General features: G+C 67.8%; 24 protein-coding genes and 1 riboswitch. Of the genes, 10 read left to right on the top strand and 14 right to left on the bottom strand.

The genetic code is table 11. The features are described from left to right. Nucleotides 1–124: 124 nt before the first annotated feature. The 5 genes from AC4JJG_RS07510 to AC4JJG_RS07490 all read right to left on the bottom strand — a co-directional run bounded on the left by AC4JJG_RS07510 (nt 125) and on the right by AC4JJG_RS07490 (nt 5,297). A complete protein-coding gene (locus AC4JJG_RS07510; RefSeq protein ID WP_495400284.1) occupies nt 125–1,249 on the bottom strand; it encodes a glycosyltransferase family 4 protein in 1,125 nt (374 codons plus the stop codon). After that, the gene (locus tag AC4JJG_RS07505) at nt 1,249–2,787 is read right to left on the bottom strand and encodes a hypothetical protein (RefSeq protein WP_495400283.1); all 1,539 of its coding nucleotides are present in this window, start codon (nt 2,785–2,787) and stop codon (nt 1,249–1,251) included. Before AC4JJG_RS07505 ends, AC4JJG_RS07510 begins: the two co-directional genes overlap by 1 nt. Before the next feature lie 56 nt (nt 2,788–2,843). Then, complete coding sequence (locus tag AC4JJG_RS07500) at nt 2,844–3,836, bottom strand: C40 family peptidase (protein WP_495400510.1); 993 nt, start codon at nt 3,834–3,836, stop codon at nt 2,844–2,846. A 210-nt stretch (nt 3,837–4,046) separates the two neighbouring features. Continuing rightward, complete coding sequence (locus tag AC4JJG_RS07495; RefSeq protein ID WP_495400282.1) at nt 4,047–4,766, bottom strand: C40 family peptidase; 720 nt, start codon at nt 4,764–4,766, stop codon at nt 4,047–4,049. A 14-nt stretch (nt 4,767–4,780) separates the two neighbouring features. Beyond that, a riboswitch (cyclic di-AMP (ydaO/yuaA leader) is annotated at nt 4,781–4,961 on the bottom strand. A 108-nt stretch (nt 4,962–5,069) separates the two neighbouring features. Next, nucleotides 5,070–5,297, bottom strand: coding sequence for a hypothetical protein (locus AC4JJG_RS07490; protein ID WP_495400281.1), 228 nt, complete (start codon nt 5,295–5,297; stop codon nt 5,070–5,072). Between the two features lie 246 nt (nt 5,298–5,543). Here AC4JJG_RS07490 and AC4JJG_RS07485 point away from each other — a divergent pair, with 246 nt between their 5' ends. Both AC4JJG_RS07485 and AC4JJG_RS07480 read left to right on the top strand, forming a co-directional pair. Continuing rightward, nucleotides 5,544–7,295, top strand: a complete 1,752-nt coding sequence (locus tag AC4JJG_RS07485) for a DEDD exonuclease domain-containing protein (protein ID WP_495400280.1) — start codon at nt 5,544–5,546, stop codon at nt 7,293–7,295. A 42-nt stretch (nt 7,296–7,337) separates the two neighbouring features. Next, on the top strand, nt 7,338–7,616 hold the full coding sequence (locus tag AC4JJG_RS07480) for an Lrp/AsnC family transcriptional regulator (RefSeq protein ID WP_495400279.1): 279 nt from the start codon (nt 7,338–7,340) through the stop codon (nt 7,614–7,616). 16 nt (nt 7,617–7,632) lie between these two features. On the opposite strand, the gene trpD is transcribed toward AC4JJG_RS07480, so the two are convergent. Together trpD and AC4JJG_RS07470 are read right to left on the bottom strand one after the other, a co-directional pair. Continuing rightward, nucleotides 7,633–8,697, bottom strand: a complete 1,065-nt coding sequence (gene trpD, locus AC4JJG_RS07475) for an anthranilate phosphoribosyltransferase (protein WP_495400278.1) — start codon at nt 8,695–8,697, stop codon at nt 7,633–7,635. Between the two features lie 50 nt (nt 8,698–8,747). Then, nucleotides 8,748–9,215: a hypothetical protein gene (locus tag AC4JJG_RS07470; protein ID WP_495400277.1), complete on the bottom strand. Its 468-nt coding sequence runs from the start codon at nt 9,213–9,215 to the stop codon at nt 8,748–8,750. A gap of 137 nt (nt 9,216–9,352) precedes the next feature. Between AC4JJG_RS07470 and ctaE the strand changes: the two genes are divergently transcribed. The 5 genes from ctaE (at nt 9,353) to AC4JJG_RS07445 (ending at nt 15,382) form a co-directional block, all read left to right on the top strand. After that, nucleotides 9,353–9,964: an aa3-type cytochrome oxidase subunit III gene (gene ctaE, locus AC4JJG_RS07465; protein WP_495400276.1), complete on the top strand. Its 612-nt coding sequence runs from the start codon at nt 9,353–9,355 to the stop codon at nt 9,962–9,964. A 62-nt stretch (nt 9,965–10,026) separates the two neighbouring features. Next, nucleotides 10,027–10,959: a cytochrome bc1 complex diheme cytochrome c subunit gene (gene qcrC, locus AC4JJG_RS07460; protein ID WP_495400275.1), complete on the top strand. Its 933-nt coding sequence runs from the start codon at nt 10,027–10,029 to the stop codon at nt 10,957–10,959. Then, the gene (gene qcrA / locus AC4JJG_RS07455) at nt 10,956–12,116 is read left to right on the top strand and encodes a cytochrome bc1 complex Rieske iron-sulfur subunit (RefSeq protein WP_495400274.1); all 1,161 of its coding nucleotides are present in this window, start codon (nt 10,956–10,958) and stop codon (nt 12,114–12,116) included. The genes qcrC and qcrA overlap by 4 nt, the downstream gene beginning before the upstream one ends. Next, entirely contained in the window at nt 12,113–13,732 is a 1,620-nt protein-coding gene (qcrB, locus tag AC4JJG_RS07450; RefSeq protein ID WP_495400273.1) for a cytochrome bc1 complex cytochrome b subunit, read from the top strand. Before qcrA ends, qcrB begins: the two co-directional genes overlap by 4 nt. 105 nt (nt 13,733–13,837) lie before the next feature. After that, nucleotides 13,838–15,382 carry a bifunctional phosphatase PAP2/diacylglycerol kinase family protein gene (locus AC4JJG_RS07445; RefSeq protein ID WP_495400272.1) on the top strand — a complete coding sequence of 515 codons (1,545 nt, stop codon included), beginning with the start codon at nt 13,838–13,840 and terminating at the stop codon, nt 15,380–15,382. A 4-nt stretch (nt 15,383–15,386) separates the two neighbouring features. Here the strand turns inward: AC4JJG_RS07445 and AC4JJG_RS07440 are convergent, their stop codons facing one another. Genes AC4JJG_RS07440 through ctaC form a run of 3 tightly spaced genes read right to left on the bottom strand, consistent with a single transcriptional unit; the run spans nt 15,387 to nt 17,538 of the window. Next, the gene (locus AC4JJG_RS07440) at nt 15,387–15,920 is read right to left on the bottom strand and encodes a GNAT family N-acetyltransferase (RefSeq protein ID WP_495400271.1); all 534 of its coding nucleotides are present in this window, start codon (nt 15,918–15,920) and stop codon (nt 15,387–15,389) included. A gap of 44 nt (nt 15,921–15,964) precedes the next feature. Then, complete coding sequence (locus AC4JJG_RS07435) at nt 15,965–16,381, bottom strand: cytochrome c oxidase subunit 4 (protein ID WP_495400270.1); 417 nt, start codon at nt 16,379–16,381, stop codon at nt 15,965–15,967. Further along, nucleotides 16,378–17,538 (bottom strand): aa3-type cytochrome oxidase subunit II, encoded by a 1,161-nt coding sequence (gene ctaC / locus AC4JJG_RS07430; RefSeq protein ID WP_495400269.1) that lies wholly within the window; start codon nt 17,536–17,538, stop codon nt 16,378–16,380. Before ctaC ends, AC4JJG_RS07435 begins: the two co-directional genes overlap by 4 nt. A 269-nt stretch (nt 17,539–17,807) precedes the next feature. On the opposite strand from ctaC, the gene asnB reads away from it, so the two are divergent. Then, the gene (gene asnB / locus AC4JJG_RS07425; protein WP_495400268.1) at nt 17,808–19,739 is read left to right on the top strand and encodes an asparagine synthase (glutamine-hydrolyzing); all 1,932 of its coding nucleotides are present in this window, start codon (nt 17,808–17,810) and stop codon (nt 19,737–19,739) included. A gap of 196 nt (nt 19,740–19,935) precedes the next feature. Here asnB and AC4JJG_RS07420 read toward each other — a convergent pair whose 3' ends face one another. The 4 genes from AC4JJG_RS07420 to AC4JJG_RS07405 all read right to left on the bottom strand — a co-directional run bounded on the left by AC4JJG_RS07420 (nt 19,936) and on the right by AC4JJG_RS07405 (nt 23,576). After that, nucleotides 19,936–20,910 carry a carbohydrate kinase family protein gene (locus AC4JJG_RS07420; protein WP_495400267.1) on the bottom strand — a complete coding sequence of 325 codons (975 nt, stop codon included), beginning with the start codon at nt 20,908–20,910 and terminating at the stop codon, nt 19,936–19,938. A gap of 152 nt (nt 20,911–21,062) precedes the next feature. Then, nucleotides 21,063–21,422, bottom strand: a complete 360-nt coding sequence (locus AC4JJG_RS07415) for a HesB/IscA family protein (RefSeq protein WP_495400266.1) — start codon at nt 21,420–21,422, stop codon at nt 21,063–21,065. A gap of 103 nt (nt 21,423–21,525) precedes the next feature. Continuing rightward, on the bottom strand, nt 21,526–22,491 hold the full coding sequence (gene rarD, locus AC4JJG_RS07410) for an EamA family transporter RarD (protein ID WP_495400265.1): 966 nt from the start codon (nt 22,489–22,491) through the stop codon (nt 21,526–21,528). Next, the gene (locus AC4JJG_RS07405; protein WP_495400264.1) at nt 22,488–23,576 is read right to left on the bottom strand and encodes a glycerate kinase family protein; all 1,089 of its coding nucleotides are present in this window, start codon (nt 23,574–23,576) and stop codon (nt 22,488–22,490) included. Before AC4JJG_RS07405 ends, rarD begins: the two co-directional genes overlap by 4 nt. Before the next feature lie 62 nt (nt 23,577–23,638). Here AC4JJG_RS07405 and AC4JJG_RS07400 point away from each other — a divergent pair, with 62 nt between their 5' ends. Both AC4JJG_RS07400 and cobT read left to right on the top strand, forming a co-directional pair. Next, entirely contained in the window at nt 23,639–24,322 is a 684-nt protein-coding gene (locus AC4JJG_RS07400) for a DUF3043 domain-containing protein (RefSeq protein ID WP_495400263.1), read from the top strand. 4 nt (nt 24,323–24,326) lie between these two features. Continuing rightward, nucleotides 24,327–26,099, top strand: a complete 1,773-nt coding sequence (gene cobT / locus AC4JJG_RS07395; protein ID WP_495400262.1) for a nicotinate-nucleotide--dimethylbenzimidazole phosphoribosyltransferase — start codon at nt 24,327–24,329, stop codon at nt 26,097–26,099. Nucleotides 26,100–26,108: the final 9 nt, after the last annotated feature.

Genomic DNA, 26,108 nt, shown 5'->3' with positions numbered 1-26,108 from the left:
AGTAGCGTCCGAGCCGCCAGCCCCCACCCGCTGATCGAGTAGCGTCCGAGCCGCCAGCCCCCACCCGTTGATCGAGTAGCGTCCGAGCCGCCAGGCGAGGGGGCGTATCGAGATCCGGTGTGACTCAGCCCGTGAGGAGTTGCCGCAGGCGCGCGGCCGAGTGCCGCCACTGCCAGGTACCCACCGCGTAGTCGCGGCCGTGACGGCCCATCTCCGCGGCCGCGGCGGGGTCGGCGAGGATGGCGCTCACCGCCATGGCGACCGCATCGATGTCGGTGCCGTCGACGACCGTGCCGGTGACGCCCTCGCGGACCGTCTCGGGGGCCCCACCGGAGCGTCCGGCGACCACCGGCACCCCGGTCGCCGAGGCCTCCAGATAGACGATGCCGAGGCCTTCCACGTCAAGCCCGCCACCTCGGGTCCGCGACGGCATCGCGAAGACGTCGGCGACGTTGTGGTAGTCCGGAAGCTCTTCGGACGGAACCGATCCGGTGAAGACCACGTGATCGGCCACGTCCATCCGGGCGGCGAGTTCCCTCAGTTTCTCCGCGTACGGGCCCCCGCCGACGATCATCAGGATCACATCACCGATCTCCCGCCGGATCAGTGGCAGCGCACGGATCAGGACGTCCTGCCCCTTCCGGGGCACGAGCCTCGACAGGCACAGCACGACCGGACGGTCACCGAGCCCGTGCCGCTCCCTGATGCGTTCACGCGCGTGCGGATTCGGCGCGAACCGATCGGTGTCCACACCGGGCGGCAGGTATTCGAGGGCGGCCCGCGGACCGAAGGCCGCCGCGAATCGTCCACGGGTATACCGGCTCACGAAGGTCACGACGTCCGTATGGCGGCCGATATGGGTGAGCACCTGCCGTGCCACCGGGAGCATGGACCAGCCGACCTCGTGCCCATGGGTGCTCGCGAGTACGCGCGTCGCTCCCGCTCGCCGGACCGCGGGTGCCAGGACGGCCAGCGGGGCCGCCGCACCGAACCACACCGTCGAAATCCCCTCGGCACGTACGATCTTCGCGACCCGGCGCGCCACCAGCGGTGTGGGCAGCATCAGCGACGTCCGGTGCCGGATCACGGTATAGGGCGCCGCCGCGTCGAATTCCTCATGGCCGCGCCAGCGCGGCGCGTACACCACGACCTCCTCCGGCGGCAGACGGTCGACCAGATTCTCCAGATAGGACTGGATGCCACCCGGACGCGGCGGAAAGTCGTTGGTGATCAACAGGGTTCGGGACATCAGCGCACCTGTTCGGTCAGCCAGCCCCGCCATGCCGCGACAAGCTGGGGTCGAGTCTTCCCGAGTGCCGCGGTGATCGCCGCGTCCTGCCGGGACCGGTCGTCGGTGCCCGCGACACCGAGGTAGAGCTTCTTCAGCGCGGGTACGCCGAATCTGGTGGCCACGAACGCGGCAACTGACCAGGCCGACTGATAGGCGACCTGGGCGCGATCGTCGTCGATCGCGAAGTCGCGGTCGGCGGGCAGGTCCGCCGGAGTCCGCCCGTCGCGGATCGCGGCGGCCAGATTCGGCGCGGCGTCCTCGAACTGCCGATAGGTTCCACGGCGGCCGACATACTCGGGCACTCCCTCGGTGACCCACAGCGGTGCCCCGGGAACCGTGTCCACCCGCGCGGCCACATGGGTCAGCTCATGCCGCAGCACCACGCCGAGCGCCGCAGAGGACAGACTCCGCGCTCCCGGAGTCAGGATCACCCTCTGCCCCAAGGCCGTTCGCGTGCCCTTGTCGATCCGGGCGAACACCGTTGCCGCAGCCGCCGCCGCGACGTCGGTGCCCGCGGTGCGGGTCAGTGCCCGGAAGTCACCCGGTCGCGCCGTGGCCACGACGACGGCCCGGCGGGCCCATCCGGTTCCCCAGAATTCCGTCACCGCCGCTTCGGCGCCCGGGAGAAGCGTACCCACGTTCTCCACGACGGACGCGGTATCCGGGTACGAGGCGATCAGCGATCGGCCGCCCGCGGTCGGCACGTCGACGCCCGCCACGCCGGGGAGGTCCCACAGCGTCGTCGGCGCCGGGGCGGCGTCGAGAGCCGCTCCGTCACCGACGACCTTCCAGTCGTCGCCATATCGCGCCATCACCAGTTCGGTGTCCACCACCACCTCTGGCTCGTCGACGCCGGGCAGGCGCGCACCCCCGAGCGCGTAGTGCAGACCCACCGGCGCCACCCAGGAGTCCGAACTCCCCTGTTCGTCCAGGCGCGCTTGCAGTTCGGCCGGCACCGGGGTCTCCGCCTCGGTCGACGGTGTCACGCGATAGCGCAGTTCCTTGAGCCGTAGCCGGGTCCCCCGGTCGGTCAGCGGGGCCGAGTCGGGGCTCGGCGACGCGTCCGCCGACGTCGAGGCCGTGGGGTCGTCACTCTCCGCGGTTCCGTCCTCGGCCCCGGTCGGTTCGTCCGGCCCCTCGGAGGGAGTCGTGGTGCCGGGCGCTGCGGGAGACTCGTCACGGATGACGCCCCGCCGGCCGAGATTGTCGGCGGCCGTGCGCATCCGATCACGGAACCGGGGTTGCGCCGCATCATCGATCACCCGGTCGACACCGGCGCGGTCTCCGGCGGTCAGTGCTGCGCTCAGGGCATCCAGTGCCGCTTGTACGCCTGCGGCCCGCTGGTTCTCGTAGGCATTGGTCGACGACACCGAAGTACTCGTCGCCGACGGGCGAGCAGGCTCCACCGGGTCACCGGAGCAACCGGCCACGCATCCGGCGATCACCAGTAGGACACCGACGGGCCGCAGCGATGCCCGGGCGAGTGACTCCCTCACGGGCACTCCCTCACGGGCAACGCCCTTGCGGACGAGCACCCAACGATCGGGGGCACTCAGTACCGACGGGCCGAATTGAACGGACCGGCCTCGTCGACGGGGACCACCTTGACCGGCACACCGAAGGTCGAGGCGTGGATGACATAGCCATTGCCCACGTACATGCCGACGTGATGGGCGTCCGGGTAATAGATGATCAGGTCACCGGGCTGCATGTTGTTGCGATCCACCGACTGCCCGGATCCGTTCTGCGCCTCCGACGACCGCGGCAGCGTCTTGCCCGCCTGCTTGTACGCCCAGACCATCAGGCCCGAGCAGTCGAACGAACTCGGCCCGGTCGCACCCCAGACATACGGGTCGCCGATACGCGTCAGTGCAGCCTGCACCGCGACAAGCGCCGCGGACGTGCCCTTCGGCACGAAGCGCGGATCGAAGTCGAACTTCGGACCGCGCAATTCCGCGAGTTGCTTGCCGGTCATCGACTGATAGATGGCGCGGATCTGGATGGCCTGCAGTTGCAGATTCGCCCGCTTCGCCTGGAGTTCACCACGCGTCTTCTCGGCGGCGGCGACGGCGGCAGTGGCCTTCACGGCCGTGGCGTCGGCATCGGCCTTGGCCTTGGTGGTCTTCGCTCGTGTCGCCTTGAGTCCGGCGAGGTCGGTCGCTGCCTGGCGCGAGATCAGTTCCAGCCCGGACATCTGATCGAGGAGGGACTGCGGGGAATCACTCACCAGCACCGCATACAGGCGGTTCACGCGGGCGCCCTTGTAGCTGGCGCGCACCAGGGTGTCGACGCGACTCTGGAATCCGTCGAGCTGCTTCTGCGTCGTCACCAACAGTCTGTCGGCGTCGCCGGACGCCTTGCGCGCCTTGGCGACGATCCCGCGCTGCTTGTCGTATTCGATCTGCGCGTTGTGCATGGCCTCGGCGGACTTCTCCGCGTCCGTGCTCAGCCGTTTGTACTTGGACAGCAACTGGTCGGCCGACTGCGTCGGCTCCGCCTTCGCGGCGCCCGCATCGAGCTGTCCCGCGGATACGACGGTCGTCATCAGAGCGGCCGCAACGACGGCGGGTACCGCCCGCTTCCAGCCTGTGGTGAATCGCGAACCCACTGCTGCCACATCTCCTTCGCGGCCCCTCGGCCGCAGTCCCGACGCCTACGCCACACCGGGCGTCCTCGGGGCGCCGGGGATGACAGTGGGCGGATCACGCCGACCGCGTGATCCGCCCACTCATAAACTCAACAGGTCACGTACATCTCAGTAGCGCCGGACGCCCGTGACCGACCAATCCTTGACGAAGTCCTTCTTCACCGGGGTTCCGTACGTGGAGGCGTGCACGAACTTGCCGTCGCCCACATACATGCCGGCGTGGCCACCGCCGTTGAAGATGATGATGTCGCCGGGCTGCGCCGCGGCGAGGCTGACCGGACGACCGCCGCCGAGCTGACCGTAGCTGTCACGCGGGATGGTCTTGCCGGCCTGCTTGTAGGACCAGTACATGAGACCGGAGCAGTCGAATGCGCTCGGTCCGGCCGAACCGTACGAATACGGTGCGCCGATCCGCGACTCGGCGGCCTTCACGGCCTTCTGCGCGGCGGTCGGCTGCACGCCGAGCACGCCACCACCACCGTTCCCGCGCGGCTTGAACTGCTGCGGGATCTGGTGATCGTTGATTCCGGGGACCTTGAAGGATCCGATGTTCGGGATCTCAACGGTCGCGCCGTCGTTCTTGGCAACCGGCTTGCTCTCCACCGCAGCGGGCGCGGACTTCTTCTCCGGCGCCTGGAACTGCTTCGGGATCTGGTTCTTGTCGACACCCGGAAGCTCGAACGAGCCGAGATTCGGGATGCTGACCGGCGCTGCCAGCGCCGGGCCTGCGACGCCCGCGAGCGAACCGACGGTGATCGATCCGGCGACCACGGCGCGCTTGGCTACCTTGCTGCCTCGGTTGGGCTGTTCCAAACGATGTTTGGCCACGAAGCGAGTTCTCCTTGCTCTCCCTCAGACCGCCTACCGAGTTAGCTGTCGGGTTCGGGCCGGAAGATGGCCCTACGCGCGTCGATTCGGTGTCGTAACCCACCGGCTCGAAGCCGCGATTCACCCCAATTCGGATCACTCCGAAACCGTTGGTTCCCCGGCTCGCCACACTGGGCGATTGAGCAGTGACCGTTGCCAGACCACTTCGGTTGAAGCGGGACGCTCTGGAAGGTCTCGGAAAGGTTACGAAATCAGATGCGGGTCTGTCCACTGCCCGTCCACATGGGCCGAACGGACGAATTCTCAGCCGGCGCGTAACACCCGCAGCCGAGGCTCCGATTCACCCTTCTGAACACTTGTTATTCCGCTTCTTGCCGATACTGCAGACGCGGTGGAGATCAGTGCGGCAGCCGCGAAGACATCGATCGCGGCGTTCAGTTCGGCGTCGCTTTCCTCGATGGATCCCGTAACCATCCCTCCACCTTCGACACCCAGGTTTCCGCTGATAGGGGCCTCGAAGAGGACCTGCATGACGCATCCATCGCAGGCTACGGGGCGACCCGGGCAGCTGTGGCAGTCGACATACATTGTGATCTCCATCTCATTTGACTGTCGTTGGGCATGTTGACGGTCTCGCCGGCGCGTTCTGCGCCGGCCGGTACCGCTCGATCTGGACAGTAGATTCGCCCACCGACAGATCCGGATCGCCACAACAAACCACAGCCGTCCCGCGTGCCCCAGCAGCCACTTGTCGGTCCTTCGAACTAACGTTCGGGCGTGGCACTTTCCGCGCTGACGCTCGCCGACGACTCGCAACTGAGTTTCGCCGACCTCGACGACGATTTCTCCGATCGCGCGCTGTTCGACACCACCCTGGTCGTGGTCGACCTGGAGACCACCGGAGGAAGTGCGGCCGACGATCGCATCACCGAGATCGGCGCGGTCAAGATCCGCGGCGGTGAGGTCATCGGCGAGTTCGCCACCCTGGTCGATCCCGGATGCCGCATCCCGCCCCAGATCGTCACCCTGACCGGCATCACGGAGGCGATGGTCAGCGACGCACCGAGGATCAACGAGGTGCTCCCGTCGTTCATCGAGTTCGCCCGCGGCGCCATCCTGGTGGCCCATAACGCCCGATTCGACTTGGGGTTCCTGCGCCGCAACGCCGCCCGGCTCGACCTGGACTGGCCCTTCTCCACTCATCTGTGCACGGTGACCATGGCGCGCCGCATCCTGACGCGCGACGAGGCCCCCACGGTGCGGCTGGGCGCACTGGCCGAGTTGTTCAATGTCTCCGTCCGCCCCACCCACCGCGCGCTCGACGATGCCCGGGCGACGGTCGAGGTGTTCCATCATCTCCTCGAGCGCGTCGGCAATCAGGGGGTGTCGACGCTCGCCGAACTGACCGCCTACCTCCCCCGCACCAATCCGCGGCTGCGCGCCAAACGCGGCATGGCGCGGCACCTGCCCGCATCGCCGGGCGTCTACCTCTTCCGCGGCCCCTCCGACGAGGTGCTCTACGTCGGCACCGCTGTCGATCTGCGCCGCCGCGTCCTCTCGTATTTCACCGGCTCCGACCCGCGCCGCCGGATGGCCGAGATGGTGAATCTCGCGACCCGGGTGGATCACGTGACGTGTGCCCACGCACTGGAGGCGGGCGTTCGGGAGTTACGCCTCCTCGGCGCGCATGCACCGGCGTACAACCGACGGTCCACGCAGCCGCACCGCGGTTGGTGGGTGACTCTCACCGAAGAACGGTTCCCGCGGCTGAAGGTGTCCCGCACACCGACCGGCGACTCACTGGGGCCCATCCGGAATCGCACCGACGCGGCGACGATCGCCGACCAGATCGCGTCGGCCGCCCGGCTGCGCAGCTGCACGACACGCTCCGGCTCGTCCTCGCACCATTGGTGCCGATCCGAGGCGGCGGGCGGTCCGAGTGTCGGCGGCTGCCATGCCGCGTCCGACCGCCCGTTGACCCTCCCCGACTATCTCCCGCGTGCCGTCGCGGTCCGCGACCTGATGAGCGGCGACTCCGACGACCTGCTGACCGAGCTGGCTGCCCGCCTCGACCGCCTCTCGACGGCGCAGATGTTCGAAAGCGCTGCGCGACAACGTGATCGATTCTCGGCGACCATCGACGCACTGGCACGCTGTCAACGGCTGGGCGCGCTGTGCCGCATTCCCGAGATGGTCGTGGCCCGGCCGGACGGCGCCCGCGGATGGGAACTCGCCGTCATCCGGCACGGCCGGCTGGCGGCCGCCGGGGTGGCCCGGCGCGGGGTGTCGCCGATGCCGATCGTCGACACTCTGATCGCCTCCGCCGAGACCGTGCTGCCCGGCGCCGGTCCGCTGGCCGGGGCACCGGCCGAGGAGGTGGCACTGGTGTACCGGTGGATCACCGAGCCCGACGCTCGGATCGTGGCCGCCGACGAAGCCTTCGGCCTGCCCGCCTTCGGTGCCGAGCGCTGGATGTCGTGGTCGCGCGCGGCACGGGCGGCACGGGAGCCGCGGCGCCGGGCGAGTTGAGCGGCGTCGATCGCACCGGTTCAGGCGTTAGGGTCTAGAACCATGATCACCGCCATCGTCCTGATCCATGCCGATGTCCATCAGATCCCGGAGACCGCGCAGGCGATCGCCGACATCCCCGGCGTGTCCGAGGTGTACTCCTGCGCCGGCGATGTCGATCTGATCGCGAAGATCAAGGTCCGCGATCACGAGGAGATCGCGGACGTGGTGACCGGCCGGATCAACCGCCTCCCCGGGGTCACCCACAGTGCCACCCACATCGCGTTCCGCAGCTACTCGAGCTCCGAGGTCGAGGGCGGATTCTCCATCGGCGAGCAGTAACCCGCGCGTCGGCCGATCAGGAGGCCGCGAGTTCCCCGCTGAGCCGAGCCCAGTCGTCCAGGAGTGCGGTGGCCCGTCCGTCGTCGAGAACGGCGGCGGCCCGGGTCATGGCCGCCCGCAACGCATCCGCGAGTTCCGCATCGGACATGACGGCGGTCTGCTCGAAGGCCACGATCGCACCGGCCGCGTTGAGCAGGACCGCATCGCGGACAGGGCCGGTCGTCCCGGCGAACAGTTCCCGGGCGATGGCCGCGTTGACGGTCGCGTCGCCCCCCTGCAGATCCGAGAGCGGCACACGGTCGATGCCGAGGTCGCCGGGATCCACCGACAACTTAGTCACCGTGCCGTCGACGACCTGCCACACCGTGGACGTCGTCGTGGTGGTGAGTTCGTCGAGTCCGTCATCGCCCCGCACCACCAGTGCCGCCCCACCACGTTCGGCGAAGGCCTGCGCGAGAACCGGCGCGAGATCGTCGAAGGCGCAGCCGATGAGGCCGCGCTGCGGACGGGCCGGATTGGTCAGCGGACCGAGGACATTGAAGACCGTCGGGATGCCGATCTGACTGCGCGGAGGCCCGGTGAACCGGAAGGCCGGGTGAAAGACCGGCGCGAAGCAGAAACCGATGCCGATGTCCCGCACGCAACGCGCCACCCCGTCGGCGTCGAGTGTGATGGTGACGCCGAGCGCCTCCAACACGTCGGCGCCTCCGCTCTTGGAGGAGGCCGCCCGGTTGCCGTGCTTGACCACGGGAACGCCGGCGGCCGCGATGACGATCGACGTCATCGTGGAGATGTTCACGGTGTGGGAGCGGTCGCCGCCGGTGCCGACGACGTCCACCGACGGCCGGTCGACGTCGACGAGCGTCGCGTGTTCGAGCATCGCGGACGCGAGTCCCCGGAGTTCGGCGGGCGCGGCGCCCTTCATCTTGACCCCGACACCGAACGCCGCGATCTGTGCGCCGGTCGCGGCATCGCTCATGATCTCGTTCATCGCCCACGCGGCTTCCTCCGCGGTCAGGTCGATGCGATCGGTCACCTTGCCGAGGACCTCGGGCCACGTGGGGGTCTGCGCGATGCTCACGCGCCATCACATTAGTGGGCCGCGAGACACCGATCCACCGAGCACAGGGCTCAGACGTCCGGACGCTGCCGAACCTGCCAGCCGATCACCGTGCCGCCGTGCCGTGATCCGAGACTCGCCATGCGCGACCGCTCCTGCGACAGGTGGACCGCATCGAGCAGTTGCACACGGGCGAGCATCACGGTTCCCGACTCCTCGCCACCGGCGACCGCGGCGGGCATCGGACGGTATCCGTCGAGGGCAGCGGTGGCCACCGCATCGGCCAGCCGGTCGTCGGGCAGACGGAGCAGATGACAGAGGACGACCTCGCGTTCGGGCACCCAGGCGGACGCGGCCAGCACCGACGAGCTGGCCACCGACTCGTCGGAGGACTCCGGGACCACGACGGCCGCCGCATCCTCGATGTCGAGGGCGGCCACGGGCCCTGCGCCCGACATCCGCCGACGGAGCCTCCGCAACCGACTCTCGACCACCGGACGCCCGTTCAGATCGCGGCGCGCCGCCGACTCATCACTCACCGATCCAGCAAATCATGGACGCCGAGACACGCCGATCCGGGCGCGCACAGGGCTTGCCACCTGCGCGTCGACAAATAGTTCGGGCAATTTGGTGACCCAAGTAGTCAGCGGATACTACGAACCGTCATACTTCATCTGTGACTAGCGCGGTAGGTACCTCAGGAACAGCCATCACCTCGCGCGTGCACTCGCTGAACCGTCCCAACATGGTCAGCGTGGGCACCATCGTGTGGCTGTCCAGTGAGCTGATGTTCTTCGCCGGACTCTTCGCGATGTATTTCGTCGCGCGGGCCAACGCCTCGACAGGGTGGCCCCCGGAGCCCACCGAACTCAATCTCGCCCTGGCGATCCCGGTGACGACGGTTCTGATCCTGTCGTCGGTGACCTGTCAGATGGGTGTGTTCGCGGCCGAGCGCGGCGACGTCTTCGGCCTGCGCCGGTGGTACGTCCTGACGTTCCTGATGGGGTCGTTCTTCGTCGCCGGTCAGGCGTACGAGTACTACCACCTGATCAACCACGGCACGACCCTCGCGTCGAGCGCCTACGGTTCGGTCTTCTACATGGCGACCGGCTTCCACGGCCTGCACGTCATCGGCGGTCTCGTCGCGTTCGTCTTCCTGCTGATCCGCACCAAGCTGTCGAAGTTCACGCCGGCCCAGGCGACCGCGGCCATCGTGGTGTCCTACTACTGGCACTTCGTCGACATCGTCTGGATCGGCCTGTTCGTCACCATCTACTTCATCCGGTAGCGATCCCCCGATCGACCACCGGATAACAGCCCATCATCCGTCCGCTTAGTAGAGAGTCACAGATGAGTTCATCTCCACCGCGACCGTCGGACAGCACCGGCGTGGAGGGCACGGCCACCGAGTCGTCCGCCACCTCGTCATCCGTCACCTCAGCACGCAAGGCCAAGGCCCGGCGCAAGCTCCGTCGCCGTGCCAGCGGCGCACTGCTGCTGCTCGTCGGTCTGCTGACCGCCGGCGTCCTGGCGTCCGTCCTGACGCCCAAGCCCCAGGTTGCGGTCGCCGACGAGTCCAACGCCGCGCTCATCAACGACGGCAAGAAGCTCTACGAGACCTCGTGCATCACCTGTCACGGCGCGAACCTGCAGGGTGAACACGACCGTGGTCCGTCGCTCGTCGGTGTCGGCGACGCCGCCGTCTACTTCCAGGTGTCCACGGGCCGCATGCCCGCGGTCCGCGGCGAGGCACAGGCGCAGCGCAAGCCGACGAAGTTCACCAAGGCACAGATCGACCAGCTCGGTGCGTACATCCAGTCACAGGGTGGCGGACCGCAGGTCATCTACGAGCGCAATCCGGACGGCACCGTCAAGAAGGAAAACGGCCTGCCCGTGGTCGCGCAGGCATCACTGCGCGGCGACAATCTGGGTCGCGGCAGCGAGCTGTTCCGCCTGAACTGCGCGTCCTGCCACAACTTCACCGGCCGTGGCGGCGCGCTGTCCTCCGGTAAGTTCGCGCCCAACCTGGACAACGTCCACGAGCAGGAGATCTACACCGCCATGCTCACCGGGCCGCAGAACATGCCGAAGTTCTCCAATCGTCAGCTGTCGCTCGACGAGAAGAAGGACATCATCGGGTTCATCAAGTACGTCACCGAATCGAAGCCCCAGGGCGGCCTCGGCATCGGCGGGTTCGGTCCCGTCAGCGAGGGCATGGTGATGTGGTTTGTCGGCGTGGTCGCGATCGTCGCCGGCGCAATGTGGATGGGATCACGATCATGAGTGCAACCGGCGGTAACGACGATCCGTCGCGTGACGAGCTCGATCAGATGAGCTCGGACGAACTGCTCCAGATCGGCACCAACCGCGACGGCGTGGAGATCATCCACCGCGCCGACCGCTGGCCGGTGCCGGGGACGCGGGCAGAGAAGCGTGCCGAGCGCCAGGTCGCGGCATGGTTCACCCTTGCCGGTCTGTCGGCGATCGCCTGCTTCGTCATCTTCATCTGGAATCACTGGGAGTTCGCACTTCCCGGCGACGACGACTACTGGCGCTACACGCTGAACACCCCGCTGCTGGGCGTGACCTTCGGTCTGTCGGTGCTGTCCATCGGCATCGGCGTGGTGCTCTTCACCAAGAAGTTCATCCCGGCCGAGATCTCGGTGCAGGACCGGCACGACGGCGGCTCGAGCGAGATCGACAAGAAGACCGTCGCCACGGGCCTGTCGGATGCGATGACCAGCACCACGCTGCCCCGCCGCAAGATGATCATCGGCTCGGCGCTGTTCGGCGTGGGTGCACTGGGCGTCACCGGTCTGGTCGCCGGCCTCGGCGGCTTCGTCAAGAATCCGTGGGCACTGCGCGACAAGTCGCCGCTGTGGCACACCCACTGGTCGCCGATCTACAACGAGGCCGGACAGCCCAACGAAACGGTCTTCCTGCGTCGTGACACCGGCAACCCGTTCCAGGTCGCCCTGGTGCGCCCGGAGGACCTCGACGCCGGTGCCATGGAGACCGTGTTCCCGTGGCGCGTCTCCGACGGCCACGGCGAGACCGAGGAGTCCCGCCACAAGCTCATCGAGGGCCTGCGGTACGTCTCCAACCCGGTCATGCTGATCCGTCTGCGTCCCGAGGATGCGGCCAAGGCGATCAAGCGTAAGGGCCAGGAGAGCTTCAACTACGGCGACTACTTCGCCTACACCAAGGTCTGCAGCCATCTTGGTTGCCCGACCTCGCTGTACGAGCAGCGGACCAACCGCATCCTCTGCCCGTGCCACCAGTCGCAGTTCAACGCCCTGGAGTACGCGAAGCCGATCTTCGGACCGGCCGCACGTGCCCTGGCTCAGCTGCCGCTGACCGTGAACAATCAGGGGTATCTGGTCGCTGCCGGCGACTTCATCGAACCCGTCGGACCGGCATTCTGGGAGCGTCGATCATGAGCATTGCCGAGCGTCTCGCGAAGCAGGGCGAAGAGCTCGACTCGCGGTATCACCTCTCCCCCGGCATTCGCCGGCAGATCAACAAGGTCTTCCCCAGCCACTGGTCGTTCATGCTGGGCGAGGTCGCGCTGTACAGCTTCGTGATCCTGCTGATCTCGGGCGTCTACCTGACCTTCTTCTTCGATCCGTCGATGTCCGAGGTCATCTACGACGGCGCATATCAGCCGCTCAACGGCGTGATGATGACCCGCGCGTACGCGACGACCCTCGACATCTCCTTCGAGGTGCGCGGCGGTCTGTTCGTCCGGCAGATCCACCACTGGGCGGCACTGCTGTTCGCGGCGTCGATCATCATCCACATGGCGCGCATCTTCTTCACCGGTGCGTTCCGTCGTCCGCGTGAGGCCAACTGGGTCATCGGCTGCGTCCTGCTGATCCTGGCCATGTTCGAAGGCTTCTTCGGATACTCGCTCCCCGACGACCTGCTCTCGGGCACCGGCGTCCGCGCCGCGATGTCCGGCATCGTCCTGGGCATCCCGGTGATCGGCACCTGGATTCACTGGGCGTTGTTCGGCGGGCAGTTCCCCGGCGACATCATCATCCCGCGCCTCTACGTGCTGCACATCCTGCTGTTCCCGGGCATCATCCTGGCGCTCATCGGTGCACACCTCGCGCTGGTCTGGTACCAGAAGCACACCCAGTTCCCCGGCCCCGGCCGTACGGAGAACAACGTCGTCGGCGTTCGCATCCTCCCGGTCTTCGCCGCCAAGGGCGGTGCGATGTTCGCCATCGTCACCGGTGTGCTCGCGATCATGGCCGGTATCTTCCAGATCAACCCGGTCTGGAACATCGGCCCGTACAACCCCGCGCACGTCTCGGCCGGTTCTCAGCCGGACATCTACATGCAATGGACCGACGGCCTCGCCCGTCTGATGCCTGCCTGGGAGCTGTACCTGGGTCGCTACACGATCCCGGCGATCTTCTGGGTGGTCGTGGTCATCACGGTGATCTTCGTGCTGATGTTCGCCTACCCGTGGATCGAGAAGCGGCTCACCGGCGACGATGCACACCACAACCTGTTGCAGCGTCCGCGTGACACCCCGGTCCGTACCGGCATCGGTGCGATGGCGTTGTCGTTCTATATCATCATGACCCTGTCGTGTATGAACGACGTGATCGCGCTGAAGTTCCACATCTCGCTCAACGCGACGACCTGGATGGGGCGTATCGGCCTGATCCTGGTGCCGCCGCTGGCGTACTTCATCGCCTATCGCTGGGCACTGGCTCTGCAGCGCAGCGACCGTGCGGTGCTCGCCCACGGCATCGAGACCGGCATCATCAAGCGCCTGCCGCAGGGCGAGTACATCGAACTGCATCAGCCGCTCGGCCCGGTCGACGACCACGGTCACCCGATCCCGCTCCCCTACGAGGGCGCGGCACTCCCGAAGCGGATGAACAAGCTCGGTTCGGCGGGTGCCCCGGGCACCGGCTCGATCCTGCTCGCCGATCCGCCGGAGGAGCAGGCGTCCAACATCGCGGTCGAGCACGAGCTCGAGAAGGACGAGACCGAGGCACTGCGCGCTCTGCAGGCCAGGAACGGCAACCAGCTCGACTAAGGGCCGCACCGCATTTCGTTCGACAGGGGCTGTCGTCGCATCCGCGACGGCAGCCCCTGAACGTTATGCCCCACCCCACTTGTCGCCCACGTAGAATCGCTCAGGATGACCACACGCCGCGCCCGTATCGCATCCGCCCTGCCCGCCGCCTCCTCCCGTGTCCGTTCGGCGTGGCAATCGGCAGGAATTCGGCAGATCACCTACGGGCTGGGCACCCTGGACGGCGAGATCTACGACGCGATCGCCCGCTCCCCCAGTCCCGCCCTCGACGCGACGATGCCCGTACTGTCCCGCGCCGCGGATCGCTCGAAGCTCTGGTTCGCGATCGCCTCGGCCCTGACCGTCAGCGGCAAACCGGAACTGCAGCGTGGCGCGGCCCGCGGTGTCGTCACCCTCGCGGTGACCAGCCTCATCACCAACCAGCTCGCCAAGCGCATCCGGAGTCGGCCTCGCCCTGCGCCGTCGATGGTCCCTCTGCCCCGTCGCGGGCGCAGGCAGCCGACGTCCAACTCGCTCCCGTCGGGACATTCGGCGAGCGCGGCGGCCTTCGCGCTGGGCGTCGGCCTCGAACACGCACCCACCGGGTTGCTGCTGGGCGGCCTGGCAGGTCTGGTCGGCCTGTCCCGCGTTGCGACGGGTGCCCACTATCCGGGAGATGTGGTCGCGGGCTTCGGCATCGGCGCGACCATCGCCGTCATCGGCGCCCGCGTGGTGCCGCGCATCTCGCCGAGCACGGTGACCGTCGCACTGCCGACCGTGGTGGATGTTCCCCCACGTCCCGACGGCGAGGGTGTGGTTCTGGTCGTCAACCCGGCGTCCGGGTCGGACACCGGGACGCGGGTCCTCGACGAGGTCCGGGAGGCACTGCCGAGCATCGAGGTGATCGAGCTCGACAAGGATTCCGACATGGCGGAAGTGCTGGCGGACGCCGCGACTCGCGCTCAGGTGCTTGCCGTCGCGGGCGGCGATGGGACGGTGGCAAGTGCCGCCGCGGTCGCCCTCGAGCATGATCTCCCGCTGGCGGTCTTCCCCGCCGGCACCTTCAACCATTTCGCCCGCGACGTCGGCACCTCGACGGTCGCCGACACGGTGTGCGTTCTTCGTCGCGGTAGCGCGTACAAGATCGACGTCGTGCTTCTCAACGACAGCACCGTCATCGTGAACACCGCGAGCATCGGCGCGTATCCGTACTTCGTCCGCACCCGGGATCGGTTGCAGCACAAGCTGAGCAAGCCGTTCGCCTCCGCCATCGCGGTGTTCGAGACGTACCGTCGCGCACGTCCGGTGCGCATCGAGGTGAACGGCCGGATCTTCGCGACCACCCTGTTCCTCGTCGGCAACTCGATCTATTTGCCGTCGGGCTTCGCCCCCGCCCGGCGTCCGCGTCTCGACGACGGCCTGCTCGATGTCCGGCTGCTGGAGGACGGTCACCGGTTCGCGGGGCTGCGTCTGGCCGGGTCCTTGCTTGCCGGCCGCCTGGAACGCTCCCCGCTGTACCACGAGCTTCAGGTTCCGCAATACCGGTTCCGCGGCGTCGACGGCCCGGTGCGTGTGGCTCACGACGGCGAGGTCGGCGAGTTGTACACCGAGGCGGAGTTCCGGGTCGACTACCGGGCGCTCACGGTCTACGGCCCGATCCCCGGCCCCTGAGCGGCTACCAGAGAGCTCCGCTGCGCCAGTCACAGGTGAGCGGCTCATCGGTGTCCATGGCATCATCGGGCGCCCAGACCAGGACGGATCCCTGATCGCCGGGTGTGGGCACGTATCCGTCCGGTCCGAGCGCGCCGAGCGGCCCACGCCAGGTTGTCCACCCGCGCGACCGGTACATGGCCATGCCCGCCTGCGACGCGCCCAGCGCACCGAGATCGTATGCCGCACCGACGATCCGCTCGATCTCGGCCATCAGCCGGGCGCCGATCCCCTGCCGTCGGTGCGCGGCGTTCACGGCGACGGCTTCGACATAACCGGTGCGGCGGGGTGTTCGCCCGACCAGAAGAGACCGCTGAACGACTGCCGCGTGGCCGGCCAGCTCGTCCCGCCCGTCATCGGTCCCGACGAGCACATGCATGCCGCCGAGAGCGTGATCGAAGTCGGTGTCGGAGAAGTCACCGTCGAACGCGTGGTCGCAGAGCGCCCTGATCTCGGCGCGCTGCCCACTCGTACAGTCGGCGGAATGCAACAGCCGCACCCGATATCCGGGTGCGGCTGTCGACGAACTGTCGGTGACGACGGTCAGTGCTTCTCCGGACCGACGTGGTATTCGAAGACCAGGCCTGCGGCGGTACCGATGATCACCACGGCCGAGAAGATCGCGAACCAGAAGTTGCTGGTGGCGAAGCCGATGGCGAACATCGCCGCACCGGTGGCGATCAGAACGGGCCACCAGGAGTGCGGGCTGAAGAAGCCCAGTTCGCCTGCGCCGTCCTCGATCTCGGCGTCTTCATAGTCTTCAGGGCGGATCTCGACGCGGCGCGACACGAACCGGAAGAACGTGCCGGCGAGCAGCGTGAGGCCACCGCTGAAGAACATCGCCGTGACACCGACCCACTCCACCCCGCGCGAGGCGAAGGCGGTGCAGATCGTGTAGATGATGCCCACGAGGAAGAAGAAGGCGGTCAGTAGCTCGAAGATGCGTGCTTCGATTTTCATCCGTTGGCTCCCATGGTGCAGCCGGCCAGCGAGGTGTTGCTCGCGTCGCCGAGGTCCTTCGGTGTGTCGCCGTTGGTCTTACGACGGGTTTCGAACGGGACGGTCGTGACCGACTCCGGCTGCTCGCAGATCGCCTTGAGCGCTTCGGCGTTCGTGCTCTGCGGACGCGCCTCGCGGTAGCGGATGTAGGCGTCGAACTTCTCCGGGCTCACGGCACGGACCTCGAAGTTCATCATCGAGTGATACGTGCCGCACATCTCCGCGCACCGGCCGACGAATGCGCCCGGACGATCGATGCTGCTGATCTGGAAGACGTTGTCGGTGTGGTTCTGCTTCGGGAACGGCATCACGTCGCGCTTGAACAGGAACTCCGGCACCCAGAAGGAGTGGACGACGTCGGCGGCCGCGATATCGAACTGGATGCGCTTGCCCGTGGGCAGCACCAGGATCGGGATCTCGTTCGACGATCCGACCGTCTCGATCTTGTCGAACTTCAGGTAATTGCGGATGTCGTCATCCCGACCACCGGCCGGGAGCGGCTTCTCCACCTCGTGGCCGCCGTGCTCGGTCATCTCCGGCAACTGGAGCTCGTACGGACTTCCGTTCCGCTCGTAGCCGTTGTACTTGGCGCCGTCGGTGAACTCGACCTGGTTGTAGCCGAACTTCCAGTTCCACTGGAAGGCGGTCACGTCGACGACGACCTTGGGGTCGTCGGTCTTGCGCTCGACGTCGTTCTGCACGATCACGGTGAAGTAGAACAGCACCGCGATGATGACGAAGGGGATGGCGGTGTAGGAGAGCTCGAGGGGCACGTTGTACCCGGTCTGACGCGGGAACTCGTCCTTACCGGCCTTGTGCCGGTGGAAGGTGATGACCCAGAAGATCAGCGCCCACACGATGATGCCCATGAAGAGGGCGATGATGACCGACCAGGTCCACAGGTCGCCCATCTTCTTCGCCTCGGGTGTCACACCTGCAGGCCATCCGAATCGCATGGCTGTGCGGGCATCGCAACCCGTCAGGATGAGTGCACCGATTCCGAGTGCGGCGAGCGCCGCGAACTGTTTGATCGTCCGCGATGCGGAACGGGCTCGTGCCCGTGGCCGTCCACCGTGTGCCAATTTCACGCCTTCCTGCTTGCCCGGACGGCCGGTCATGCCGTCCGAGTCGCAACCTGACCCGCACAGTGCTTCGTGAGTCCTTCGGCCGGGCGGCTCGCGCCCGACGTCAGGACAATTCTTGCACCTAGTACTACGCAGCGTAGACCAACCCGGCGAACCTTTCGTGATTGGGGTTTACCGGGCAGCACCTCCGGAGTGTCGTGCCCGCCCGACAGGTCGTGCCCGACCCGGTCTGAGGCATACTCGACCCGTCGGGATGACGTTTTCGCCGGAGAATCCGAACACGAGATAGGGGCCTGTAAACGGTGTGTGGCTTGCTCGGTCTGTTGACCTCGGACGGCTCGGCGGCGACCGCCGTCGACCTCGTGGCAGATGCATCTCACTGCATGCGGCACCGTGGCCCCGACGAGCCGGGCACCTGGCACGACGCCGACCTCGTCCTCGGCTTCAACCGGCTGTCCATCATCGACATCGAGCATTCCCATCAACCGCTGCGGTGGGGACCACCGGAGGCCGCTGATCGCTATGCGCTGGTCTTCAACGGTGAGATCTACAACTATCTGGAGATCCGCGAGCAACTGAAGCGCGAGTTCGATGCCGTGTTCGCCACCGAAGGCGACAGCGAGGCGATCGTCGCGGCATTCCACTACTGGGGACCGGACGCCGTGAAGCGGTTGCGCGGTATGTTCGCCTTCGCGATCTGGGACACCCAGGAACGCGTGCTGTTCCTGGCGCGTGATCCGTTCGGCATCAAGCCGATGTTCCTGTCGACCGGGCCGGGCGGCACGGCGTTCGGCAGCGAGAAGAAGTCGTTGCTGGAGATCATCGGGCGCATCGGCCTCGACGATTCCCTTGATCCGCGCGCCATCGAGCACTACACCGCATTGCAGTACGTCCCGGAGCCGGAGACCCTGCACACCGCGATCCGCCGCCTCGAGTCCGGCTGCTACGCCACAGTGCGCCCGGGACAGGAACCGGAGATCGAGCGCTACTTCACGCCACGCTTCGCCGTACGGCCGTTCACCGGCGGCGAGGCGGGCAAGCAGGCGCGGTACGACGAGATCGCCGACGTCCTCTCGGATTCGGTCGCCAAGCACATGCGCGCCGACGTCACGGTGGGCTCGTTCCTGTCCGGCGGCATCGACTCGACGGCGATCGCCGCACTCGCGATCCGGCACAATCCGGATCTCATCACCTTCACCACCGGATTCGAGCGGGACGGCTACTCCGAGGTCGACGTGGCCGTGGAGTCCGCCGAGGCCATCGGCGCCCGCCACATCGTCAAGGTCGTCAGCCCGTCGGAGTTCATCAACGCGATCCCCGAGATCGTCTGGTATCTCGATGACCCCGTAGCCGACCCCGCCCTGGTGCCGCTGTACTTCGTGGCCAAGGAGGCCCGTAAGCACGTCAAGGTGGTGCTGTCGGGCGAAGGCGCCGACGAGCTGTTCGGCGGCTACACGATCTACAAGGAGCCGCTGTCGCTCCAGACCTTCGACCGGCTCCCGAACACGTTGCGGCGCTTGGCCGGCCGGATCTCCGACCGCATTCCGGAGGGCACCCGCGGCAAGAGTCTGCTCCACCGCGGATCGCTGACGCTCGAAGAGCGCTACTACGGCAACGCCCGGAGTTTCGACGACGCCCGGCTGCGCGCGGTACTGCGCGACTACCGCCCCGAGTGGACGCACACCGACGTGACCGCTCCGATCTACGACATGTCGAAGGGCCTGGATCCGGTGGCGCGCATGCAGCATCTCGATCTGTTCACCTGGCTGCGCGGCGACATCCTGGTGAAGGCCGACAAGGTCACCATGGCCAATTCACTCGAACTGCGGGTGCCCTTCCTCGACCCGGAGGTGTTCCGGGTCGCCGAGGCGCTCCCCTTCGACGAGAAGATCGCCCACGGCACAACGAAGTACGCGCTCCGCAAGGCTCTGGAACAGATCGTCCCGGCGCATGTCCTGCATCGCAAGAAGCTCGGTTTCCCGGTGCCGATCCGCCACTGGCTCGCGGGCACCGAGATGTTCGACTGGGCGCATCAGATCATCGAGACGTCGCAGACCGATCACATCTTCGACAAGGCCGTCGTGGTGCAGATGCTCAACGAACACCGGGAGGGTGTCGTCGACAACAGTCGACGCCTGTGGACGATCCTGATGTTCATGGTGTGGCACGCGATCTTCGTCGAGAAGACGATCGTCCCGGACATCACCGATCACGATTACCCGGTGCGTCTCTGATCGGACGGCCCCTGATCGAGTAGGCCGACGCCAACCCAACCGCACCACGACCGCCGATCGAGTAGGCCGAGGCGCCAGCCGAGGCCGTATCGAGATCACCCCCCGGCCTCGATACGCGGCGCACTCGCTACGCTCGTGCGTCGCTACTCGACCCGCAAAGGGGAAACCGTTGGGGCCGATATCGTTTCAGGGAGGTTCAGGAGAGAGCCGAGCCGATCTCGCTCGCCGCGTCGTCGCCGTAGGCGCCGCCGATGCGCTTGAGCGCGATGTCCCGATCCCATGACCAGTCCTGGGTCGACACGGTTTCGAGCACCAGCACGGCGACCATCGAACCGACCTGCGCGGACCGCTCGAAACCCAGACCCGCGGCGAGCGCGGTGAGGAACCCCGCCCGGAAGCCGTCGCCGACGCCGGTCGGATCGACCTTCTCGCTCTCCGGGACGACACCGACATGGGTTCGGGTGCCGTCCTTCTCGACGATCTCGACGCCGTCACCGCCCAGTGTGGTGATCCGCACGCCGACCATGTCGCTCACCTGCGCTTCGGTCAGGCCGGTCTTCTGACGGAGCAGACCCCACTCGTATTCGTTGGTGAACAGGTAGGTGGCGCCCTCGATGAGCGCACGGGCCTGCTCCCCGTCGAGTCGCGCGAGCTGCTGCGACGGGTCGGCGGCGAACGGGATGTCGTTGGCCCGGCATTCGTCGGTGTGCCGCCGCATGGCGTCCGGATCGTCGGCGCCGATGAGCACCAGTTCGGCCGGGCCGGTCCGGGCGATGACCTCGGCGACGGAGATCTCGCGGGCCTCGCTCATGGCCCCCGCATAGAAGGTCGCGAGCTGGGCCATCGCCTGATCGGTGGTGCACATGAATCGCGCGGTGTGACGATCCGCGGAGATCCGCACGCCCCGGCAGTCGACGCCGTGGTCGGTGAGCCACTGCCGGTAGTCCTCGAAATCGGCTCCGGCGGCGCCGACCAGAACGGGGCTGCCGCCCAGCTCGCCCATGGCGTAGGCGATGTTGCCGCCGACTCCGCCCCGCCGGACCACCAGATCCTCGACGAGGAAGCTCAGCGAGATGTGTTCGAGTTGATCACCGACGATCTGCTCGGAGAACTTCCCCGGGAAGGTCATCAGATGGTCGGTTGCGATGGAGCCACAGACAACGGTTGCCACAGGGTTCGCCCTTCGGATCTGTCGGGTTCGGACAGCAGACCACGCTACTGCGCCACCGACGACGAACCGACCGCACCCCCGTCCGTACTGCTACGGACATCCCGGGGATACGGCCGGTTCGGTCGTGCTCTGCCGCTGTGCGCGGCGACGAATCAGTTGAACGAGTCGCCGCAGGCGCAGCTGCCGGTCGCGTTCGGATTGTCGATGGTGAAGCCCTGCTTCTCGATCGAGTCGACGAAGTCGATGGTGGCACCCTGGACGTACGGTGCGCTCATCCGGTCGACGGCCAGCTTGACGCCGCCGAAGTCGGCGGTGACGTCACCGTCGAGGCTGCGGTCGTCGAAGAACAGCTGATACCGGAGGCCTGCACAGCCACCGGGCTGAACCGCGATGCGCAGCGCGAGGTCGTCGCGGCCTTCCTGATCCAGCAGCGCCTTCGCCTTGGAGGCGGCGGCGTCGGTCAGAATGACGCCGGTATCGGTGGCGGCTCCGGATTCGTTCTGAACGGTCATGATGCTCCTGTTGGTTCTTGGTTCGTGACCCGCGGGCCGGTTGTCCCGGTGACCACGCGCGCTGAGTTCACACGCTCTGGCTTCAACGGTACCCCCTGGGAAACTATTCCTGCCCCGTCCGGTGGTCGTGACGCGGCATGTCGTGGTCGACGGCGACGAGCCGGACCCGCGCGCGACGAACCGTGACCAGCGCGTCGATCGTGAAGACCAACAGCGCTGTCCAGACCATCACGAATCCGATCCATCGTTCCACCGGCATCGCCTCGTCGAGCACCCACACCCCGATGACGAACTGCATGATCGGAGTGATGAACTGCGCGATTCCCAGGACGGTGAGCGGCACCCGCCGCGCCCCGGCCGCGAATAACAGCAGCGGCGCGGCGGTGACGACACCGGCCAGACAGAGCAGCACGGCGTGGCCGACTCCCGCCGATCCCATCGTGATCCCCGAACCGGCCGCCACGACGACGAGCTGGATCACCGCGATCGGGGTGAGCCACGCCGATTCCAGGGTGAGTCCGCTGATCGCGTCCACCGACCCGCCGATGTGCTTCTTCACCAGCCCGTACAGGCCGAACGACAGCGCCACCCCGAACGCCAGCCAGGGCACCGCGCCGTAACCGACACTGATCACGATGGCCGCGAGTGCGGCGATCCCGACGGCCGTCCACTGGGCGGGCCGCAGGTGTTCACGGAGCACGAGAACGCCGAGGAGCACGGTGACGATCGGGTTGATGAAGTAGCCGAGGCTCATCTGGAGCACGTGCCCGGTCAGGGTGGCGATGAGAAAGACCTGCCAGTTGATGTAGATGAGCGCGCCGGCGACGGCCGTCCAGAACAGGAGCCTGCGATCGGCGACGATCGCCCGCAGCCGCGGCCACCCGCCGATGAACGGGATCAGAACCGCGTAGAACACCAGGGACATGAGCACCCGCCACGCGACGACCTCCCACGGCCCGGTGGGTTCCAGGAGCAGAAAGTACAGCGGGAGGAAGCCCCAGAGAACATAGGCGCCGACGGCGAAGGCCCCACCGGAGAACCGGCCGGGGCCGCGGTCCGGATATGTCACGGCGTCCAACTCTGCGCGACCCGTGCGGACAGCAGGGTCAGTTGGCCGGTGGCGTCGGACATCGCCACCTCGACCGATCCGGCGATGTCGACGATCGAATACGCCGAATGGACCCCACTCTCGCGCACCTGCTCCGGCGACAGGGCCACCTGTCCGGCGAGCACGATCACCGGTACGCCCGCCTCGCTCGCACCGGCCGTCAACGCGGCGATCACCTTGCCACCCAGCGTCTGGGCGTCGAATCGGCCCTCGCCGGTGATGAGCAGGTCGGCGGCGGCCACGTCGTCATCGAGGCCGGTCGCATCGGCGACGACCGCGGCCCCGGACACCCGTCGGCCGCCGAGCGCGAGAAGCGCCGCTCCCAGGCCGCCCGCCGCGCCCGCTCCGGCGTCGGCGGACACGTCGCGACCCGCGATGCCGGTGAGTTCGGAGTTCCAGGCCCCCATGCGGTCGTCGAGGTACGCCACGGTCCCGGCATCCGCACCCTTCTGCGGTCCGAAGATCTCGGCTGCTCCGTTGCGTCCGAGCAGCGGATTGTCCACGTCGGTCGCGGCCACCAGGTCGATGCCCCGGATTCGTTCCGCCGCTCGCCGCGGACCACCCATCGCCTCGATGAGGCCACGGCCGCCGTCGGTGGTCGCGGAACCACCGAGTCCGACGACAATCCGGCGCGCTCCCCCATCGAGTGCGGCGGCGAGCAGTTCACCGACGCCACGGGTGTCCGCGTGCACCGCGGTATGCGGCGTCGGAGCACCCCCGAGCAGGTGAAGACCGCAGGCCTGGGCACATTCGAGGTAGGCGGTGGGCGGGTCCCCGGCCTCGGAGCCGGGCACGTACAGCCAGTCCGCGACGACCGCCGCACCCAGCGGGCCGCTCACCGTGACGCTCCGGCGCTCTCCGGTCCGGGCCGCGAGCACGTCGACGAATCCCGGCCCGCCATCGGATTGAGGCGCGACCCGCACATCGTCGGACGGCCGCACCGACGACCAGCCGGAGGCGATCGCCCCGGCGGCGGCGACCGACGAGAGCGTGTCGCCGAAGGAATCCGGCGCGATCAGGATCCGCGCTTCCGGACGAGAGGTCATGCGCAGCAAGTATATGGAGGTCGGCGAATCCCGGCAGCACGGAATCGCCTACCCTCGAAGGCGTGAAGCTGCCTTGGAAATCGGACAACGACGCGACCGCGACGGACACTCCCGACGAGGTGTCCGCTGCCGCCGACGAGACGGCCGGCGACACCCGCTCCGGCGGTGCGTACACCCCCGGCAAGGGCCGCGCGACGCCGTCCCGCCGGGAGGCCGAGGGCAAGCGCAGGCGCGGACCCGTGGCGCCGCCGCCCCAGACCCGATCCGAGGCACGTGCCCGGAAGAAGGAACTCCGCACCACCATGAGCAAGGAGGACCGTCGGGCGATCGCCAACGAGCGCCGCGACCGTCGCGCCGAGCAGCGTGAGCGCATGATGGCCGGTGACGAGAAGTATCTGATGCCCCGCGACAAGGGACCGGTGCGCAAATATGTGCGCGACCTCGTCGACTCCCGCCGCAATTTCGCGGGACTCTTCATGCCGTTCGCGATCGTGCTGATCGTGGTCATGTTCATGCCCGCGCTCGCCGTCTACGCCAACCTCGTGCTGCTCGTCTTCGTGCTCTTCATGGCGATCGATGCCGTGATCCTCGGCCGGATGGTGAATCGGCGTGTGCGCGAACGGTATCCGGACACCGATCCCTCACAGACCGGATTCCGGCTCGGCTGGTACGCCTTCACCCGCGCCATGCAGTTGCGGATGATGCGCGCCCCCAAGCCGCAGGTGTCGCCGGGCGACGAGGTCTGAGCGCGTGGCGTCTGCAGAACGCCGTCGCACGCTGGTACTGGGCGGAGTCCGATCCGGCAAGTCGGCCTTCGGCGAGTCCCTACTGGCCGGCCGGGACCGCGTCCGGTACATCGCGACCGGTCCGACGACCAGCACCGACACCGAGTGGATGGCGCGCATCGCGGCTCACCGGGAGCGTCGGGATGCGCGGTACAGCACGGTGGAGACCGCGGATGCGGCGGCCGCGCTGCGCGACGATCCGCGATCGCCTGCTCTCGTCGACGATCTGGGCACCTGGCTCACCGGACAGATCGACCGGCGGGGCGGCTGGACCGATCCGGCCGTCGACGTCTCGGACACCATCGACGAATTGTGTTCGGCCATCGCGGATTTCGACGGTGACCTGGTACTGATCAGCCCCGAGGTCGGTTTGGCCCCGGTCCCCCCGACCCCGGCCGGACGACGCTTCCAGGATGACCTCGGGACCCTCAACGCGGCCGTCGCCGCGGTCTGTGACCGGGTGGTCCTGGTCGTCGCGGGACGCGTGCTGGAGCTCTCCGACACGGACGGAGCCGCCCACCCGGAGGTGTCTCCCGTTCCGGTGCCGACGGGCGCCGGTCAGACGACGACTCCGTCGGTCACGCCCACAGCAGCGCCGGTGACATCCCTCGCCCCACCGGTGCCGTCGGGCGACGACGCTTTTCCGGTGGACGGCACCGATGCGGAGATCTTCCCGCCGATCTCACCACCGGATTACGCCACGCGGGAACGCGCCCGCCGGCGGCAGCTCACCCTCACCAAACCGCCGGGGTCACTCGGTCGTCTCGAGGAGGTGGCCGCCTGGGTGGCCGCCTGCCAGAGCACCTGTCCCCCACGCCCCTTCACTCAGCCCACGGTCGCGGTCTTCGCGGGCGATCACGGCGTCGCACAGGGTGGCGTGTCCGCATTCCCGCCGGAGGTCACCGCGCAGATGGTGGCGAACATCGCCACGGGTGGCGCCGCGGTGAACGTGCTGGGCCGCCGCACGGGCGCCGACGTGCGGGTCTACGACCTCGCGGTCGATGCCGACACCGCACCCGAGGTGTCGCGCTACAAGGTGCGCCGAAGCTGCGGGGATCTTCGGGAGACCGACACCCTGACACTCGCCGAGGCGCGGGCCGCACTCGCGGCCGGCCGGGCCATCGCCGACGAACTCGTGGACGGCGGCGCCGACCTGCTCATCGCCGGCGAGATGGGCATCGGGAACACCACCCCGGCAACGGTTCTGATCGGTACCCTCACCCATCGCGAGCCCGTCGAGATCATCGGCCGCGGAACCGGGATCGACGACGCGGGCTGGATTCGTAAGACGGCCGCCATCCGCGACGGCATGCGCCGGGGCCGCCGGTACGTGCACGACCCGCTGTCGTTGCTGGCCGCCGTGGCCGGTGCCGACCTCACCGCGATGGCCGGTTTCCTCGCGCAGGCGGCCGTGCGGGCCACCCCGGTGATTCTGGACGGTGTGGTGGTGACCGCGTCCGCGATGGTCGCCAACGACCTCGCCCCCGGCGCCGTCTCCTGGTGGATCGCCGGACACCGTTCCGCCGAACCCGCGCACACGATCGCCCTCGAACACCTGGATCTCGTTCCGCTGCTGGAACTCTCGATGCGGCTCGGCGAGGGCAGCGGAGCGCTCGCCGCACTCCCACTGGTGTCGTCGGCCGTGGATCTGCTCGCCTCGATGGCCACCTTCGACGAGGCCGGTGTGAGCGACAAGTCCGAGAGCGACACGTCCGGTGCCCCGGCACCGATCGGCTGATCCGACGGG

The sequence above is a fragment of the Gordonia sp. B8661-1 genome, assembly GCF_059427765.1.
This window is presented reverse-complemented; position numbering and strand designations above follow the sequence as displayed.